The organism is Corallococcus sicarius, assembly GCF_003611735.1.
Taxonomy (GTDB): Bacteria; Myxococcota; Myxococcia; order Myxococcales; family Myxococcaceae; genus Corallococcus; species Corallococcus sicarius.
In genome coordinates this window covers 1-13824 of the sequence record NZ_RAWG01000053.1, presented here as the reverse complement: position 1 = coordinate 13824, position 13824 = coordinate 1, and the positions used below count along the sequence as shown (strand labels likewise).

The following is a 13824-nucleotide window of genomic DNA, read 5'->3' as shown; positions in this document are numbered from 1 at the left end:
TCCCCACCCCTGTCCCGGCCGTGAGGGCTCGGCGGAGGGCGGCGGACCATACACGAGCGGGCCCGGGGGCTGCACACACCCGAGCGCCACCTTCCGACTGCTGAACGCCCGCCCCTCCCCTGGAGGGCCAGGCCTACCCCGGGAGTCCGATAATGGACCCCATCAGGCCATGGCCCCGGTCATCCGGGCCCCGGCCCCCGCCGGCACCTGCTGCCGCAGGGACTGGTAGTGCTTCAGCCACGACGTGTTCAGCGGGTCCAGCTTCAGGGCCTCGGCGTAGCACTCCAGCGCCGCCGGCACGGACCGTTGGACCTCCAAGGCGTGGCCCTGGGTGAAGAGGGCGCGGGCCTTGAGCTCCACCTCCGGGCGCGCGGCCAGGAAGGCGCTGCGCAGGGCCTCCATCGTCGGCTCCGGCACCCCGGCCGCGACGCACCGGGCGAGCCCCGGGAGGTTGCCCCGGGTGGCGTCGTAGCCCACGCGGGACAGCGGCTCGCCGAGCATGCGCTGCGCGGCCAGCACGCGGACCCGCAGGGCCTCGAGCGCCTGCCGCTGGGACGTGGGGAGCGCCCGGCCCTGGAAGACGGCCAGGCGGCGCAGCGCGGCCTGGGCGCGGCGGTGCACGTCGGCGAAGTCCGCGTCGGGCTTCGCGCCCAGCAGGGTGTACGGGTCGCGGGCCACGGCCTCCGCGCGGGACAGCAGGCGCTCCAGCTCCGCGTCCGGCGCCGGCTCCGCGCCCTCTTCGAGCGCGCGCGTGAGGAGCCGGTGGAGGGCGGGGTACTCGTCGGAGAAGTGGACGAAGACGCCGGCGGGCACGTCCCAGGTGCGCGCCTCGTCGAAGGTGACGTGGCGGACGACGTCGCAGGCGCCCACGGCCGTCTCCCCGCGGAAGGACACCTCCACCGGCAGGCGCGCGGCGAGCGGCGGCAGCGTGCCCTGGCACTCGGCGAAGAGGCCCTCGGGGGCGACGTCGCTCACGGACACCGGCTGGAGCACCTGGCCCGGCGTGAGGCCCAGGCGCACGCGCAGGTCCGACGGCGCGTCCGTGCGGGGCGCGGAGGCCTCCAGGGGCGCCGCGGTGTCCACCGGCGTGACAGGCGCGGAGGAAGCGTCCCCCACCCGGTCCACCAGCGCGATGGGCACCACGTTCCGGGACAGGCCGTCCATCACCACCGGAGCGGCGTCCACGGAGGGCGCCAGGTGCATGAACGGAATCGCCGCGGACCCCAGCGTGGAGGTCGCATGCGCCGGCGCCGCCGCGACCGGGACGGTGCTGGCGGCGGAGGCCTCCCGCTCGGCGGGCCCCAGCAGAGCCACGGCCGACGACCAGAACGCGGCGACCTCCGCGCGCATGGCCACCTTGCCCGCGTGGGCCGGGGAAGCCCCGTCGTCCGCCGCGCGCAGCGCCGCGTCTTCCATGGACGACGCGGACGCGCCCCACGCGGGCACGTCCTCGGTGATTTCAATGTCGTCCGCCGCGTCGTGCTCCACGTCCACCACGAACTCCTCCGAAGCGTCCTCGCGCGCATCCGCCGACGCATCCCGCACACCGACCTCCGTGCCCAGCGCCTCCGCGAGCGCGACGCGGAAGGCCCGCGCGTTGTCGAAGCGCTCCTCGGGACGCGCGGCCAGCGCGCGCAGCAGCACCGTGGACAGCGCGGGAGGGATGCTCGCGTTGAGCGCGTGCGGCGGGTACAGCACCGCGTCCGCGGACCGGCCCAGTCCGAAGGGCAGCCGCCCGGTGACGAGCAGGTAGCCCGCCACGCCCAGCGAGTGGAGGTCCGCGCGAGGCCCGCCGGAGATGCCCGCGCACTGCTCGGGCGCCATGAACGTGGGCGAGCCCACCGACACGCCCTGGGAGCGCTCCTCGGACGTCAGCGCCGCGGCCCGCACCGCGCTCGCGCCGAAGTCGCGCACCTGCACCCGCCGCGCGCCCTTCGCGTCGCGCGTGATGAGCAGCGAGTCCAGCGTGAGGTCCCCGTGCACGAGCCCCCGCGCGTGCGCCGCCTCCAGCCCCGCGAGCGCCTGGTCCAGCACCTCCCCCGCCTCCACCGGAGACAGCGGCAGGGGCATCGCGCTCAGCGACTCGCCCTCCGGCGCCTCCATCAACACGCAGGGCAGGCCGTGGGGACCGGGGCGCACGTCCAGCACGCGCGCCACGTGGCGGTGCACGACGTTGCGCTGGGCGAGCGCTTCGGAGATGAACCGCGCGCGCACCGCCGGCCGCTCCGCCAGGTGCGCGTGCAGCACCTTCACCGCGAAGCGGTGCCCGGTGGGCACGTACTCCGCCAGGTACACCGACGCGACCGCGCCCGTCTCCAACCGGCGCTTCAGCAGGAGCGGCCCGTGACGCTGGCCCTCCAGCGAATCCCCGGCGACCGACGGCGACGCCACGGGGCAGGCTTCCCCGTTCTGGTGGTCCACGACGCAGCGCTTGCAGCCCATCGACATCCTCGCCTGCCACCCCCTGGATGGGGCGGACGCGGGTTGGGCTTGCAACGTCCGCGCCTCGTGCCCGGGGGCGCCCTCCGTCCATCACCGGACACTCCAACCGCCCGAACGTGCCAGCAAGCCCCGGAAACGGCTCGGGGCCCCCTGTAGAAATGACAGGCGGCCCCGGGTAGAAATGTGTGAGGGGAAACAGGAGGCGCAGTGGGCCTCCACCCCACATGCGGCCTAGAGGAGCTTCAGGCGCTTCTTCGCCTTGAGCGCCTCGACGACCTTGCGGACGTCCTGGCTCTTGTCCTTGGGGACGACGAGGACGGCGTCGCCGGAGTCCACCACCACGACGTCATGGAGGCCCACCACGGCGAGGGTGCGCTTGTCGCCCAGCACCACGCAGTTGGTGCAGTCCACGAGCACCGCGTCGCCGGAGACGACGTTGCCCTGCGCGTCCGCGGGGCGCACTTCCGGGATGGCGGCGAAGGAGCCCACGTCGGACCAGCCGAAGTCGCCATCCAGCACCGCGATGTTCTCCGCCTTCTCCATCACGCCGTAGTCGATGGAGATGGAGGGCAGCTTCGGGAACACGCGCTTGAGCACGCCGGAGAAGGTGCGCTTGCCCGCGGCCTTCTGGAGCGCGTCGAGCCCCTTCTTCATCTCCGGCATGTGCTTCTGGAAGGCCTCCAGCATGACGTCCGCGCGGAAGACGAAGATGCCGCCGTTCCACAGGTAGTCGCCGCCGGCCAGGTACTCCTGCGCCGTCTTGAGGTCGGGCTTCTCCTTGAAGGCCTTCACGCGGCGGCCGCCGCCGGCCAGCGCGTCACCGACCTGGATGTAGCCGTAGCCCGTCTCCGGGCGCGCGGGCTTGATGCCCAGCGTGACGATGTGGCCGCCCTCCGCGATGCGCGCGGCCTCCGCGAGCGTGCGCTGGAAGCCCTTCACGTCCGCGACGTGGTGGTCCGACGGCAGCACCGCGAGGATGCCCTTCGGGTCGCGCGCGGCCACCTGGAGGGCGGCGAGCGCGATGGCGGGCGCGGTGTTGCGCGCCACGGGCTCCACCAGGAGGTTGGCCTTGGGGATGCCCTTCACCAGCTTCGCGGCCGTCTTCGCGTGCACGGGGCCGCACACGATGAAGGTGTTCTTCACCGGCGCCAGGCCCTTGAGGCGCAGCGCGGTGTCGGTGAGCAGCGGCAGCTTGGAGGCGAGCGGGAGGAACTGCTTCGGACGGGCCTGGCGGGACAGCGGCCAGAAGCGGGTGCCGGAGCCTCCGGCCATGATGACGGGATAGAGGGCCATATGCGGGGTAAGAGCTCCTGGAGGGCGCCAGGCCACACCTGGCGCGAACGGCGGCGCACCATAGCGCTTCGCGCCGTGGGAGGAAGGGGGCCCGGCCGGCTGCTCGACAGGCGATGGGGCGCGCGGATGTGGGCAGAGTTTTGACCCGCCCCCGAAAAGCCAGTCTCATGCCCCCCCGTTGAGTCTCAAGCCCACATCCACCGGGTGGACGCTGGCCTTCACCGTGCTGCTGACGGTGGGGTTGTCCCTGGCCCCACTGCCGGAGAAGTTCCGCCCCCTTCCCAGCCTTCGCCAGGAAGGGTCGCTCGGGCCCAAGCTGGTGGCGCTCGCGCTGCCGGCGTCCCTGCGCGGCGTGAAGGCCCCGCGCCCCCCCGCCGACACGATGGCCCCGGACGCTCCGCCCTCCGCGCTCGCGGAAGCGGACACCGCCGGCGCCGACACGGATCCGCAGGCCGGCCCGGACGTGGGCGAAGCGCCCGCGGTGCCCGGCATCGGCCTGGAGGAGCTGAGCGCTCCCACGCTCGCGAACGCGCTGGAGCTGGAAGCGCTGCGCGAGCGCATGGGCGCGAAGCACGTGGAGATCGAGCTCAACTGCCGCAAGGCGCGCGCGGACGGCGCGTGTGAAGAGGACGGCCTCGCGCCGCTGATGCGCGCGCTGGGGGATTTGCGCTCGGACACGCGGCGCACGCCGGTGCGGGTGGTGCACCTGGGCGATTCGCTGATCGCCTCCGACTACATCACGGACGTGGTGCGCGACCGGCTCCAGGAGCGCTTCGGTTCGGGCGGCCCGGGCTTCCTCTACATCCACCGGCTGGCGAGCGCCGGCCGCGCCACGCGCGCGGGCACCGCGAGCACGGACGGCTGGAAGATGGAGCGGCTGGTGGACACGCACTGGCCGAAGGACCGCGTGGGCTGGACGGGCGTGGCCTTCTCCACCAGCGGGCCTTCGCAGGGCACGCGCTTCTCCGTGGAGGGCTCGCGCCAGGCGGAGCTGTTCTTCCTCGCCCAGCCGGCCAACGGCTCCGTGCAGGTGTCGGTGGACGGCAAGCCCACGCAGCGCATCCAGACGCGCGCGTTCGGGCCCAAGGCGGAGGCGGCCTTCGCGCGGTTGAAGCTGCCGGAGGGCGCGAAGACGCTGACGCTCACGGCCAGCGGCAAGACGGAGCTGCACGGCGTCTCGCTGGAGTCGGGCACGCCGGGCGTCGTCTACGACACGGTGGGCCTGCTGGGCGGCATGGCGGAGGTGTACCTGCGCGCGCAGCCCGCGGCCTTCCGCGCGCAATTGCGGCACCGCAAGCCGTCGCTGGTGGTGCTGATGGTGGGCGGCAACGAGGCGTTCTTCCTGTCGCGCGAGCGCACCACGGTGGACGAGGTGCGCGCGCAGATGAAGGCGCTGGTGTCGCGCGTGCGCACGTCGGTGCCGGACGCGGCGTGCCTCGTGATGTCGCCCATCGACGCGGGCGTGCGCACGATGAGCGGCGAGCTGGTCACGCGCCGGCACTCGGCGCAGGTGGCCGCGGTGTTCCGCGAGGAGGCGCGCCAGGGTGGCTGCGCGTACTACGACACGCTGGCCGCGATGGGCGGCGAGGGCTCCGCGCTCAAGTGGCTGGAGTCGGGCCTGATGCTGGAGGACCTGGTGCACCCGCGCGTGCGCGGCTCCAACCTGCTGGGCCACCTGTTCGACCTGGCGTTGCAGCGGGCCTTCGCGCGCACGCATCCGCCGCGCATCCCGGCGGACATGTCGGGCCTGCAGAACGCGACCCCGGCGCTGAAGCGCACGTTCGAATCGCTGGCGCGCCGCGAGTCGGGCGCGAAGCTGCGCGTGGGCATCGCTCAACTGGGCGCCTCGCACACGGCGGCGCACTTCTTCTCCGACACCGTGCGCGGCGCGCTGACGAAGCGCTTCGGCGACGCGGGGCGGGGCTTCATCGCGGCGGGCAAGCCGTCCCCCCGGCTGGAGGCGGCGCACGTGGCGCGCACGCTGGACGGGCCGTGGACGGTGGAGGACGCGAAGGGCGCGGCGCCCGGAGGGCTCTGGGGGCTCACCGGCATCCGCGCGGTGGGAGCGCCCGGCGCGAGCCTGGGCATCTCCTTCTGCGAGGGCTGCGACGGCCGCAAGGACAACACGCCGGGCCGGCTGGACCTGTACGCGCTGGACGCGCCAGACGCCGCGGCGCCGGAGATCCGCGTGGACGGGGAGCTGATTGCCCCGGAGGCACCGCCGCCCGAACCGCTGACGAAGCCCACGGTGCGCATCCGCTCCTTCCCGGTGACGGGGCCCGCGCACACGGTGCAGGTGACGGTGCCGGAGGGCGGCGGGTCCGCGACGGTGCTGGGCGCGTCGCTGGAGTACGACACGCCGGGGCTGGTGTACGACGCGCTGGGGTTGCCCGGGGCCACGGCCTTCACGGCGCGGGACATGGATGCACCAGCGCTGGACGCGCAGCTCACGGCGCGCCGGCCGGACCTGCTGGTGTTCTGGTACGGCACCAACGAGGCGGAGCTGCCGGGCCTGGACGCGGGAGCGCTGCGCCAGGACTACGCGGCGCTGGTGTCACGGCTGCGCAAGGCGACGGGCGCGGAGTGCCTGCTCATCGGGCCCACGGACCGGTTGCAGCAGGACGCGGACGGCCGTTGGACGGAGGCGCCGTCGCTGGGCAAGGTGCTGGCGACGCTGCCGCAGGTGGCGAAGGACGCGGGGTGTGCGTACTGGTCCGCGCGAGCGGCGATGGGCGGCGAGCGCTCCATGCAGCGCTGGCAGCGGCAGCCGTCGGCGCTGGGCCACGTGGACGGCGTGCACCTGACGCAGGCGGGCTACGCGGTGCTGGCGAACGCCTTCGTGAAGGACCTGATGGCGGCGTACGAGTCCACGAAGAAGGGCGGCGAGCCGACGGCCTCCGCCGCGGGAGCGCCCTGAGCCGTGCTGTCCCACAGCCTCCACTACGTCATCTTCGTCATCGCGGTGTTCGCGCTCTACTGGGCGGTGCACCGGCACTTCTGGCCCCGGATGGGGGTGCTGCTGGTGGCGAGCCTCGTGCTGTACACGGGGTTCACGCAGCTGCCCACGCTCATCGTGCAGGGGAACGTGACGCCGCAGGCCCTGCTGCTCGCGGGGCTCCCGCTGCTCATCTTCCTGGCGGGCGTGACGGTGGACCACCTGCTGGTGAAGGGCCTGGGGCGCACGGACAGGCCCGGCGTGCGCAAGCTGCTGGTGGTGCTGTCCATCGTCTCCAACCTGGGGATGCTGGCGGGCTTCAAGTACCTGGAGCTGTTGCGCAGGACGGCGCTGGCGGTGCTGGGGCCGTGGGGCGTGGAGGTGAGGCCGGAGCCCTTCCACCTGCTGTTGCCGGTGGGGCTGTCGTTCTTCGTCTTCCAGTCCATCAGCTACACGGTGGACGTGTACCGGGGGAAGGCGAGCTCCGAGCACTCGTTCATCGAGCACCTGCTCTACATGCTGTTCTTCCCGCGCGTGGTGAGCGGGCCCATCGTCCGGGCGTCGGAGCTGATGGCGCACTTCCGCCAGGTGCCCACGCTGTCGCCGGATGACGGCGGCAAGGCGATGTTCCGCATTGCTGTAGGGCTGGTGAAGAAGCTGATCATCGCGGACGTGCTGGGCAGCGGCATCGTGGATCCGGTGTTCGGCAGCCCGGAGGCGTACTCGTCGGCGGAGTGCGCGGTGGCGGCGGTCGCGTACACGCTGGAGCTGTACTACGACTTCTCGGGGTACTCGGACATCGCCATTGGGGTGGCGGGGCTGTTCGGGTTCAAGTTCCCGGAGAACTTCGCGCGGCCGTACCTGGCGAAGAACCTGTTCGAGTTCTGGAACCGCTGGCACATGAGCCTGTCGTCGTGGCTGCGGGACTACCTGTACATCCCGCTGGGCGGCAACCGGCGTTCGAAGCCGCGGGTGTTGTTCAACCTGATGATGGTGATGGTGCTGGGAGGCCTGTGGCACGGGGCGGACTGGCGCTTCGCTGTCTGGGGTGCGGTGCACGGCGTGGCGTTGTGCGCGGTGCGGTGCTGGTGGTGGTTCCGCGGCAAGCAGCCGGAGCCGGGGCCGGTGCGCGCGGGCATGGGGATTCTGGCCACGTTCACGCTGGTGGTGTTGACGCGCGTGGTGTTCCGCGCGCCGGACATGACGCACGCGGGTGAGTTCTACGCGCGGATGTTGGCGGGGATCCCGGGGCTCGCGAACGTGGGTCCGCTGGTGTGGATCATGTTGGCGGTGGCCATCATCGCGCACACCCTGCCGATGAAGGTCTACGACCAGACGGCACTCGCGTTCCTGAAGCTGCCGGCGCCCGCGAGAGCGGTGGTGCTGGTGCTCATCGGCCTGGGCATCCGGCAGCTGTCCACCCTGGAAGCGCGGCCGTACGTGTACCTGCAGTTCTGAGTACGCTGCGCCGGATGGGGCATGTCCGGCGGCATCTCGGGTGGGTCGCAGCGTGCCTGGGCATTGCGTGCGCCAATGCCGGTCCGCGCCGGTACTACGCCTCTTCGGAGCTGCCCAGACGGGACGGCCTGGAGGGGCTGACCATTGCTCCGGGCCCCTGGCCGGAGGTCCCCGCTGTCCTGATCCACGCATCGCTCGTTCCTGACGACCTGATCATCCCAACGCTTCACGCCTTGCTGGAGCTACCTGGGGCGGTTGACGCATGTGATGCGAAGGCTTGAGCGGGACGAACGAGGACAGGTGATTCCGGCGTGGGGGGGGCTCGCCACCGGACACCGAAATGCACCCCGATTCTACAAGTGGAATCAGGAGGGCCAGGTCTTCCGGTGGGATGGCGGTAGGAAGCAATGGAACTTCCAGGCACGCTGCACCCCGCGTCCATCCAGCATGTTCAGACCCCAGGGAGTTCTACCGGACTGCTCCGCGGCCCTTCACCCCTAGAGCCTCACGGCCATCCAGGTGTCCTCATGCTGAAAGCGCCGCGGTTCATGCTGATTGCATCGTTGCTGGTGGAGACGGGCCTCCTGGGGACACCTCTCTGCAACAAGAGGCCGGACGCGAGCCCGGCGGCGTCCCAGTCCGCCACCGGGCTCCCTGATGCAGGCGCGCCTTCCACGCAGGAGGCGCCCATCCCCTGGCCGAAACAAGACCTGCCGCCGCTCGCGACCCTGGAAGGTCCTGCCATCCAGGCCGCGCAGGCCGCATTGCAGGAAGTGCTGAAGCGCTTCCCCAAGGAGTCCGAGGGTCAGTGCGCCTTCTCCGCCAAGGCCCTGGAAGTCGTCATCGGCCAGGAGGCCGGCTGGTACTTCGTGCGGATCAACCGCCGTGTGGACCGGTGCCCTGGCTTCGGCCCCGGTGTCACCGGCCTTGAGACCGATTGGTTCGAGCTCTACGCGGTGTCACCCGAAGGCAAGCTCGAGCGTTATCCCTACCAGCCCTAGAGACGCGCCTGGTTCACAACCAGGCTGAAGGCGGACACGCGGCCATCCGGGATGAGCGACACGCCGTAGCGGTACGTCACGGATCCGAACCGCACCAGGTACGTATAGACGCGGTCATCGCCCACCACTTCCCGCTTCACCAGGACCAGCGGGCCCGCCGGCCCCAGGCCCTGCAATATCGCCTGGTAGCGCGGTCCGGCCTCGCGCACGAACCACCACGGGACGTATGCGAACTCCGCGGGATTCCACGTTCCGGCCCGGGTCTGTTCGAGCAGCATCGTGAGCCTGGCGGTGACCTGCGGCTCCCGGTCCGGAACAGGCTCGAGCGGGGGCTCCGCGAGCGCGGGATTGACGAGCTCCGCGATGCCTTCCACGAAGGCCGTGGGGTCCGCCCGGTTGATGTTCGCCAGCACCACGATGGAGAGCTCGTCTCCGAGGAAGCGGGAGTAGGCGGACCTGAAGCCCTGCCACGCACCGGTGTGCTGGTGCAGCGGCTTGCCATTGCGCTCCAGCAGCTCCCACCCGAAGCCATACGGCTGCGAGGCCCCGCTGTTGAGCTTCACCGGCGAGAGGATCTCCCGCCAGCTGCTCCGGCTCACGAACGAGAGTTCCTCCACGGCGGCGTCCCACGCCAGCATGTCCTTCAGCGAGAAGTAGAGCGAACCGTCCCCGGTGGTGTTGAGGGACGGCGAGACCCAACGCTGGTTCTTCACCACGCCGCCGGACACGCGGTAGCCAGCCGCGCGGTTCGGAATCACGTCATCCTCGATGATGCCGCGCGCCGTCTTCATGTGCGCGGGCTTGAAGACCTGTTCGCCCAGGACGTCGATGTAGAAGGTGTTCGCGACCCGGTTCACGAGGAGGCCCAGGAGCACGTAGCCGGAGTTGCTGTAGCTCCACCGCAGCCCCGCGGGGAACTCCAGGGGCAGCGCGTAGATGAACCGGGCGAACTCCTCGTCCCTGTAGTCCTTGCGCTCGTCCAGCAGTCCTTCCAGGTCCTGGATGCCCGACGTGTGCGTCAGCAGGTGGCGCACCGTGATGGGGGCCCAGGTGGAGGGCGCATCGGGGAAGTACTTCGTGATGCTGTCGGACAGCGACACCCGGCCCGCCTCCACCTGGAGCATCACCGCCATCGCGGTGAACATCTTCCCCACGGAACCGGACTGGAAGAGGGTGTCCGTCCCGACGGGAACCTGATGCTCCAGGTTCGCGAAGCCATACCCCTTCGCCAGCACGACCCGCCCATGGCTCACCACGCCCACGGCGAGGCCGGGCACGTTCTGCCGCATCTGCTCCGCGCGCACGAAGGCATCAATCCTCTCCCGCAGCGAATCATGCGCGGCGGCGGGACGGCCCGTGAGCAGGCCCAGAGCAAGGACGACGCCGGCCGAGAAAGGTTCCAAGGGGTTGGGCATGGGGTTTCCTGGCACCCACGCCATCATGGGCTGTGGGCTTCATTCAGGAGCCCCCGACCGCGCGATTGATGCAGGTCTTCTTTACGTCGCCGGGTAGAGCACCTGTCGTCCCCGCAGCTCCGCGAAGGCCGTGAGCCGGTGCGGCTCCACGCGGGTCGGGCTCGTGATGTGCGTCACCGGGACGCCCCTGGCCCAGAGCGCATCCGCCACCAGCGAGCGATGGCAGCGCCAGCGCAGCGCCTCCGCGCACATCAGGGCCACCGGCCCCCGAAGCGCCACCTCGCGAAGCGCCTCCAGCCCCTGCGTGAAGTCCTGCGTCAGCATGTAGTCCGCGTAACCGCGAAAGCTCAGGTTGCGCCAGGCCGCATTGGGCGAGTCCTTGCGCGCACGCCGCAGCCCGCCGAGCGCCGCCAGGTGCAGGTGCTCCACCCCTGCCCGCTCCAGCGTCTTGCCCAGCACGTCCACGTTGAACTGCGGGTTCGTGCGCGAGCGCGGCACCGTGCGGATGTCCACGAGCGTCCGCACGCCGTTCGCCCACAGCATCTCCACCAGTTCCTCGACCGTGCGCGTGGAGTGGCCCAGCGCGAACACCTGGATGCCGCCCCACCCTCGCGCCCGCCTCGGCATCCCCGTGGCCATGCTCAGGCCCGCCGAGCCACCAGCGCCACCAGCGCGATGCGCTCCACGTCCGCGTAGGGCTCCTTCTCCAGCTCCTCGCTGAACACGTCCGGATCCAGCTCCTCGTAGGACACGTTCGTGAGCGGCGCGCTCCGCCACACCTGCTCCAGCGCGGTGCGCAGCAGGTCCTCGCCCTCCACCACCGGCGTGCCCGTGTAGAGCACCAGCGTCCCTCCCGGCTCCAGCCGCTCCACGCCCTCCCGCACGATGCGCACCGACAGGTCCGTGCCGTACGTGCCCCCGCCGTCCCGGTACGTGCGCCCGCCCGTGTCCGCCAGATACGGCGGGTTCGCGGCAATCAGATCAAACCGTCCGGAGACGTCCCGAAGCAGGTCTGAGTGCACCACCTGCACCGCCCGCACGCCGTTCAGCTCCGCGTTGACCCGCGCGAACACCAGCGACTCCGTGCTCACGTCCGCGAGCACCACCTCCGTGCTCCGCCCCGCCACCGACAGGCCCCCGGCCCCGGACCCGCAGCCCAGGTCCACCACGCGCCGGAACGTGCCCGGCACCCGCTGCAACAGCGAACAGAACCGGTACGTGTCCGGTCCGAAGAAGACCGCGTCCTCCTCCACCGTGGGCCACGCGGAGTGGGCATACAGCCCCGGCCCCAGGCTGGAGAACCGCACCCGGCTGCGCAGCAGCCCGTCGTCCCGGGTCTCCAGCTCCCCCGCCTGCTCCAACAGCTCCTGCAGCCGGGAGCTCAACACCCCGCGAGCGAACGGCCGGCTCCACCCGAACACGTCCCGCGGCGTGCGGGCCTGCCGTGCCTCCGGACGCGCATTCACCCGCCGGTGCGTCTCCGGGGTCACCGTCGTGAAGGCATAGCCCTCGGCTCGCAGGGCCTGTCCCAGCGCCACCAGCGCCGCTTCCCGGGCGTCTTGCGCCCTGCGCCCACCGTCCAAGTCGCCCCCTTGAAGGTCCGAGTCCCTCCAATGTTGGACGTGCCCCAGCGCCCGACAAGGCATCCCTCCGCCCGGGCCTCCAGCGGGAGACGGCGACCGCGCTCAGGGGCCGGAGGGCGGGGGAGCGTCGAGCAGCGCCTGCACGCCCGGCACCTCGGCCACGAGCTGCAGGAAGTTGCGCAGGATGCGCCCCGTGGCGCCCCAGATGACGTGCTCACCGTGCGTGTAGAAGTGCACGTCGTGCTCCAGCCCCTCCCACGCGTGGCGCTCCACGCGGACGATGGCCGGGTCCATCAACCGCACAAGCGGCACCTCCAGCACCAGGTCCACCTCCGTCGGGCTCGGCACGTACTGGCCGTCCCCCGGAATCACGCCCACGTAGGGATGGATGCGGTACGCGGACGTCGTCGGCGTCTCGTCCAGCTGGCCCAGCACCCGCACCCCTCCGCGCGCGATGCCCAGCTCCTCTTCCGTCTCGCGCAGCGCCGTCTCCAGCGGCGTGACGTCCCGGGCCTCCTGCCCGCCGCCCGGGAAGGCGTACTGCCCCGCGTGCGTGCGCAGGTGCGCCGGCCGCCGGGTGAAGACCACGTAGGGCACGCCGTCCCGCTCGAACAGGGGCAGCAGCACCGCCGCCTCGCGCAGCGTCCGGCCGGGCAGCTCGAACGTCCGCGGCGGCCGCGCCACCAGCTGCGTCTGCAACGTCTGGAACAGCCCCTCCACGCGCACGCCTTCCGCCTCCCTCAATCCGTGATCTGCTTCTCCACCGGCGGATCCTTCGGCGCGTCCGGCGTCGACAGGTTCTCCACGCCCGACATGGGCTTGAGCACGCTCGCCTGCAACAACCCCAGCAGCAGCACGCCCAGCACGATGCGGTACACCACGAATACCAAGGTGGTGCGGCGCTTCAGGAAGTTCAAAAGCCACGCGATGGCCCCCATGCCCGACGCGAACGCCACCAGCGTGCCCACCACGAGCGCCTCCGTGGACGGCCGCGTCGTCGCTTCCAACAAATGCTTCAGCTCGAAGATGCCCGCCAGCGTCGTCGCCGGAATGGACAGCAGGAACGAGTAGCGCGCCGCGTCCTCGCGCTTGAGCCCCAGCGACAGGCCGCCCGTGAGCGTCGTGCCGGACCGCGACGAGCCCGGCACCAGCGCCAGCGCCTGCCAGAGGCCGATGAGGATGCCGTCCCGCCACGTCATGTCCGCCACCGTGCGCGTGTGTGACGCGCGCTTCTCCACGATGAACAGCACCACCGCGAGCACGATGAGGCTGAACGCGATGACGTAGAGCGAACGGAACTGCGTCTCGATGAGCTTCTTGAACGCCAGCCCACAGATGCCGATGGGCAGCGTGCCCACCAGCACGAACCACGCGAGCCGCGACTCCAGCGTGCCGAACGGCTCGCGGCGGGCCAGGCCCTTGAAGAACGCCCCCATCAACGAAACGATGTCGCGGCGGAAGTAGATGAGCACCGCGGCCACCGTGCCCAGCTGGATGATGGCCGAGTACGCGGCCCCCGGGTCGCGCCAGCCGAACAGCTCCGGTGCGATGCGCAGGTGCGCGGTGGAGCTGATGGGCAGGAACTCCGTGAGACCCTGGACCAGACCCAGGACGATGGCTTCGAGGAGGCTCATAGGGGGCGGTGCGCCAGGGATAAGCCCTGCCTCCCTGCCCCGCAAGCGCGAAGGTTCCCCACC

10 protein-coding genes are annotated in these 13824 nt (G+C 71.4%); 3 read left to right on the top strand and 7 right to left on the bottom strand.

Annotated features, from left to right (window positions below; translation table 11 throughout):
- Positions 1–162: 162 nt before the first annotated feature.
- Positions 163–2448, bottom strand: a complete 2286-nt coding sequence (locus tag D7X12_RS11045; protein ID WP_120625228.1) for a protein kinase domain-containing protein — start codon at positions 2446–2448, stop codon at positions 163–165.
- A 225-nt stretch (positions 2449–2673) separates the two neighbouring features.
- A complete protein-coding gene (locus D7X12_RS11040; RefSeq protein WP_120625227.1) occupies positions 2674–3735 on the bottom strand; it encodes a mannose-1-phosphate guanylyltransferase in 1062 nt (353 codons plus the stop codon).
- Positions 3736–3913: 178 nt separating this feature from the next.
- Between D7X12_RS11040 and D7X12_RS11035 the strand changes: the two genes are divergently transcribed.
- The 3 genes from D7X12_RS11035 to D7X12_RS44205 all read left to right on the top strand — a co-directional run bounded on the left by D7X12_RS11035 (position 3914) and on the right by D7X12_RS44205 (position 9129).
- The gene (locus D7X12_RS11035; RefSeq protein WP_120625226.1) at positions 3914–6652 is read left to right on the top strand and encodes a GDSL-type esterase/lipase family protein; all 2739 of its coding nucleotides are present in this window, start codon (positions 3914–3916) and stop codon (positions 6650–6652) included.
- A 3-nt stretch (positions 6653–6655) separates the two neighbouring features.
- Complete coding sequence (locus D7X12_RS11030; protein ID WP_120625225.1) at positions 6656–8128, top strand: MBOAT family O-acyltransferase; 1473 nt, start codon at positions 6656–6658, stop codon at positions 8126–8128.
- A gap of 527 nt (positions 8129–8655) precedes the next feature.
- On the top strand, positions 8656–9129 hold the full coding sequence (locus tag D7X12_RS44205) for a hypothetical protein (RefSeq protein ID WP_244224485.1): 474 nt from the start codon (positions 8656–8658) through the stop codon (positions 9127–9129).
- Here D7X12_RS44205 and D7X12_RS11020 read toward each other — a convergent pair.
- The 5 genes from D7X12_RS11020 to D7X12_RS11000 all read right to left on the bottom strand — a co-directional run bounded on the left by D7X12_RS11020 (position 9126) and on the right by D7X12_RS11000 (position 13761).
- Positions 9126–10544 carry a serine hydrolase domain-containing protein gene (locus D7X12_RS11020; RefSeq protein ID WP_120625224.1) on the bottom strand — a complete coding sequence of 473 codons (1419 nt, stop codon included), beginning with the start codon at positions 10542–10544 and terminating at the stop codon, positions 9126–9128. The two genes, D7X12_RS44205 and D7X12_RS11020, sit on opposite strands and share 4 nt — an antisense overlap.
- An 81-nt stretch (positions 10545–10625) precedes the next feature.
- Positions 10626–11183 carry a DUF488 domain-containing protein gene (locus D7X12_RS11015; RefSeq protein WP_208718947.1) on the bottom strand — a complete coding sequence of 186 codons (558 nt, stop codon included), beginning with the start codon at positions 11181–11183 and terminating at the stop codon, positions 10626–10628.
- A 2-nt stretch (positions 11184–11185) separates the two neighbouring features.
- Positions 11186–12127 (bottom strand): methyltransferase, encoded by a 942-nt coding sequence (locus tag D7X12_RS11010; RefSeq protein WP_244224484.1) that lies wholly within the window; start codon positions 12125–12127, stop codon positions 11186–11188.
- Positions 12128–12229: 102 nt separating this feature from the next.
- Positions 12230–12853: an NUDIX hydrolase gene (locus tag D7X12_RS11005; RefSeq protein ID WP_120625251.1), complete on the bottom strand. Its 624-nt coding sequence runs from the start codon at positions 12851–12853 to the stop codon at positions 12230–12232.
- 14 nt (positions 12854–12867) lie between these two features.
- Entirely contained in the window at positions 12868–13761 is an 894-nt protein-coding gene (locus D7X12_RS11000; protein WP_120625222.1) for an undecaprenyl-diphosphate phosphatase, read from the bottom strand.
- Positions 13762–13824: the final 63 nt, after the last annotated feature.

Bases quoted from the DNA above. Each gene is read 5' to 3' on its own strand.
- D7X12_RS11020 (WP_120625224.1), bottom strand. From the start codon at position 10,544: ATGCCCAACCCCTTGGAACCTTTCTCGGCCGGCGTCGTCCTTGCTCTG.
- D7X12_RS11015 (WP_208718947.1), bottom strand. From the start codon at position 11,183: ATGGCCACGGGGATGCCGAGGCGGGCGCGAGGGTGGGGCGGCATCCAG.
- D7X12_RS11045 (WP_120625228.1), bottom strand. From the start codon at position 2,448: ATGTCGATGGGCTGCAAGCGCTGCGTCGTGGACCACCAGAACGGGGAA.
- D7X12_RS11040 (WP_120625227.1), bottom strand. From the start codon at position 3,735: ATGGCCCTCTATCCCGTCATCATGGCCGGAGGCTCCGGCACCCGCTTC.
- D7X12_RS44205 (WP_244224485.1), top strand. From the start codon at position 8,656: ATGCTGAAAGCGCCGCGGTTCATGCTGATTGCATCGTTGCTGGTGGAG.
- D7X12_RS11000 (WP_120625222.1), bottom strand. From the start codon at position 13,761: ATGAGCCTCCTCGAAGCCATCGTCCTGGGTCTGGTCCAGGGTCTCACG.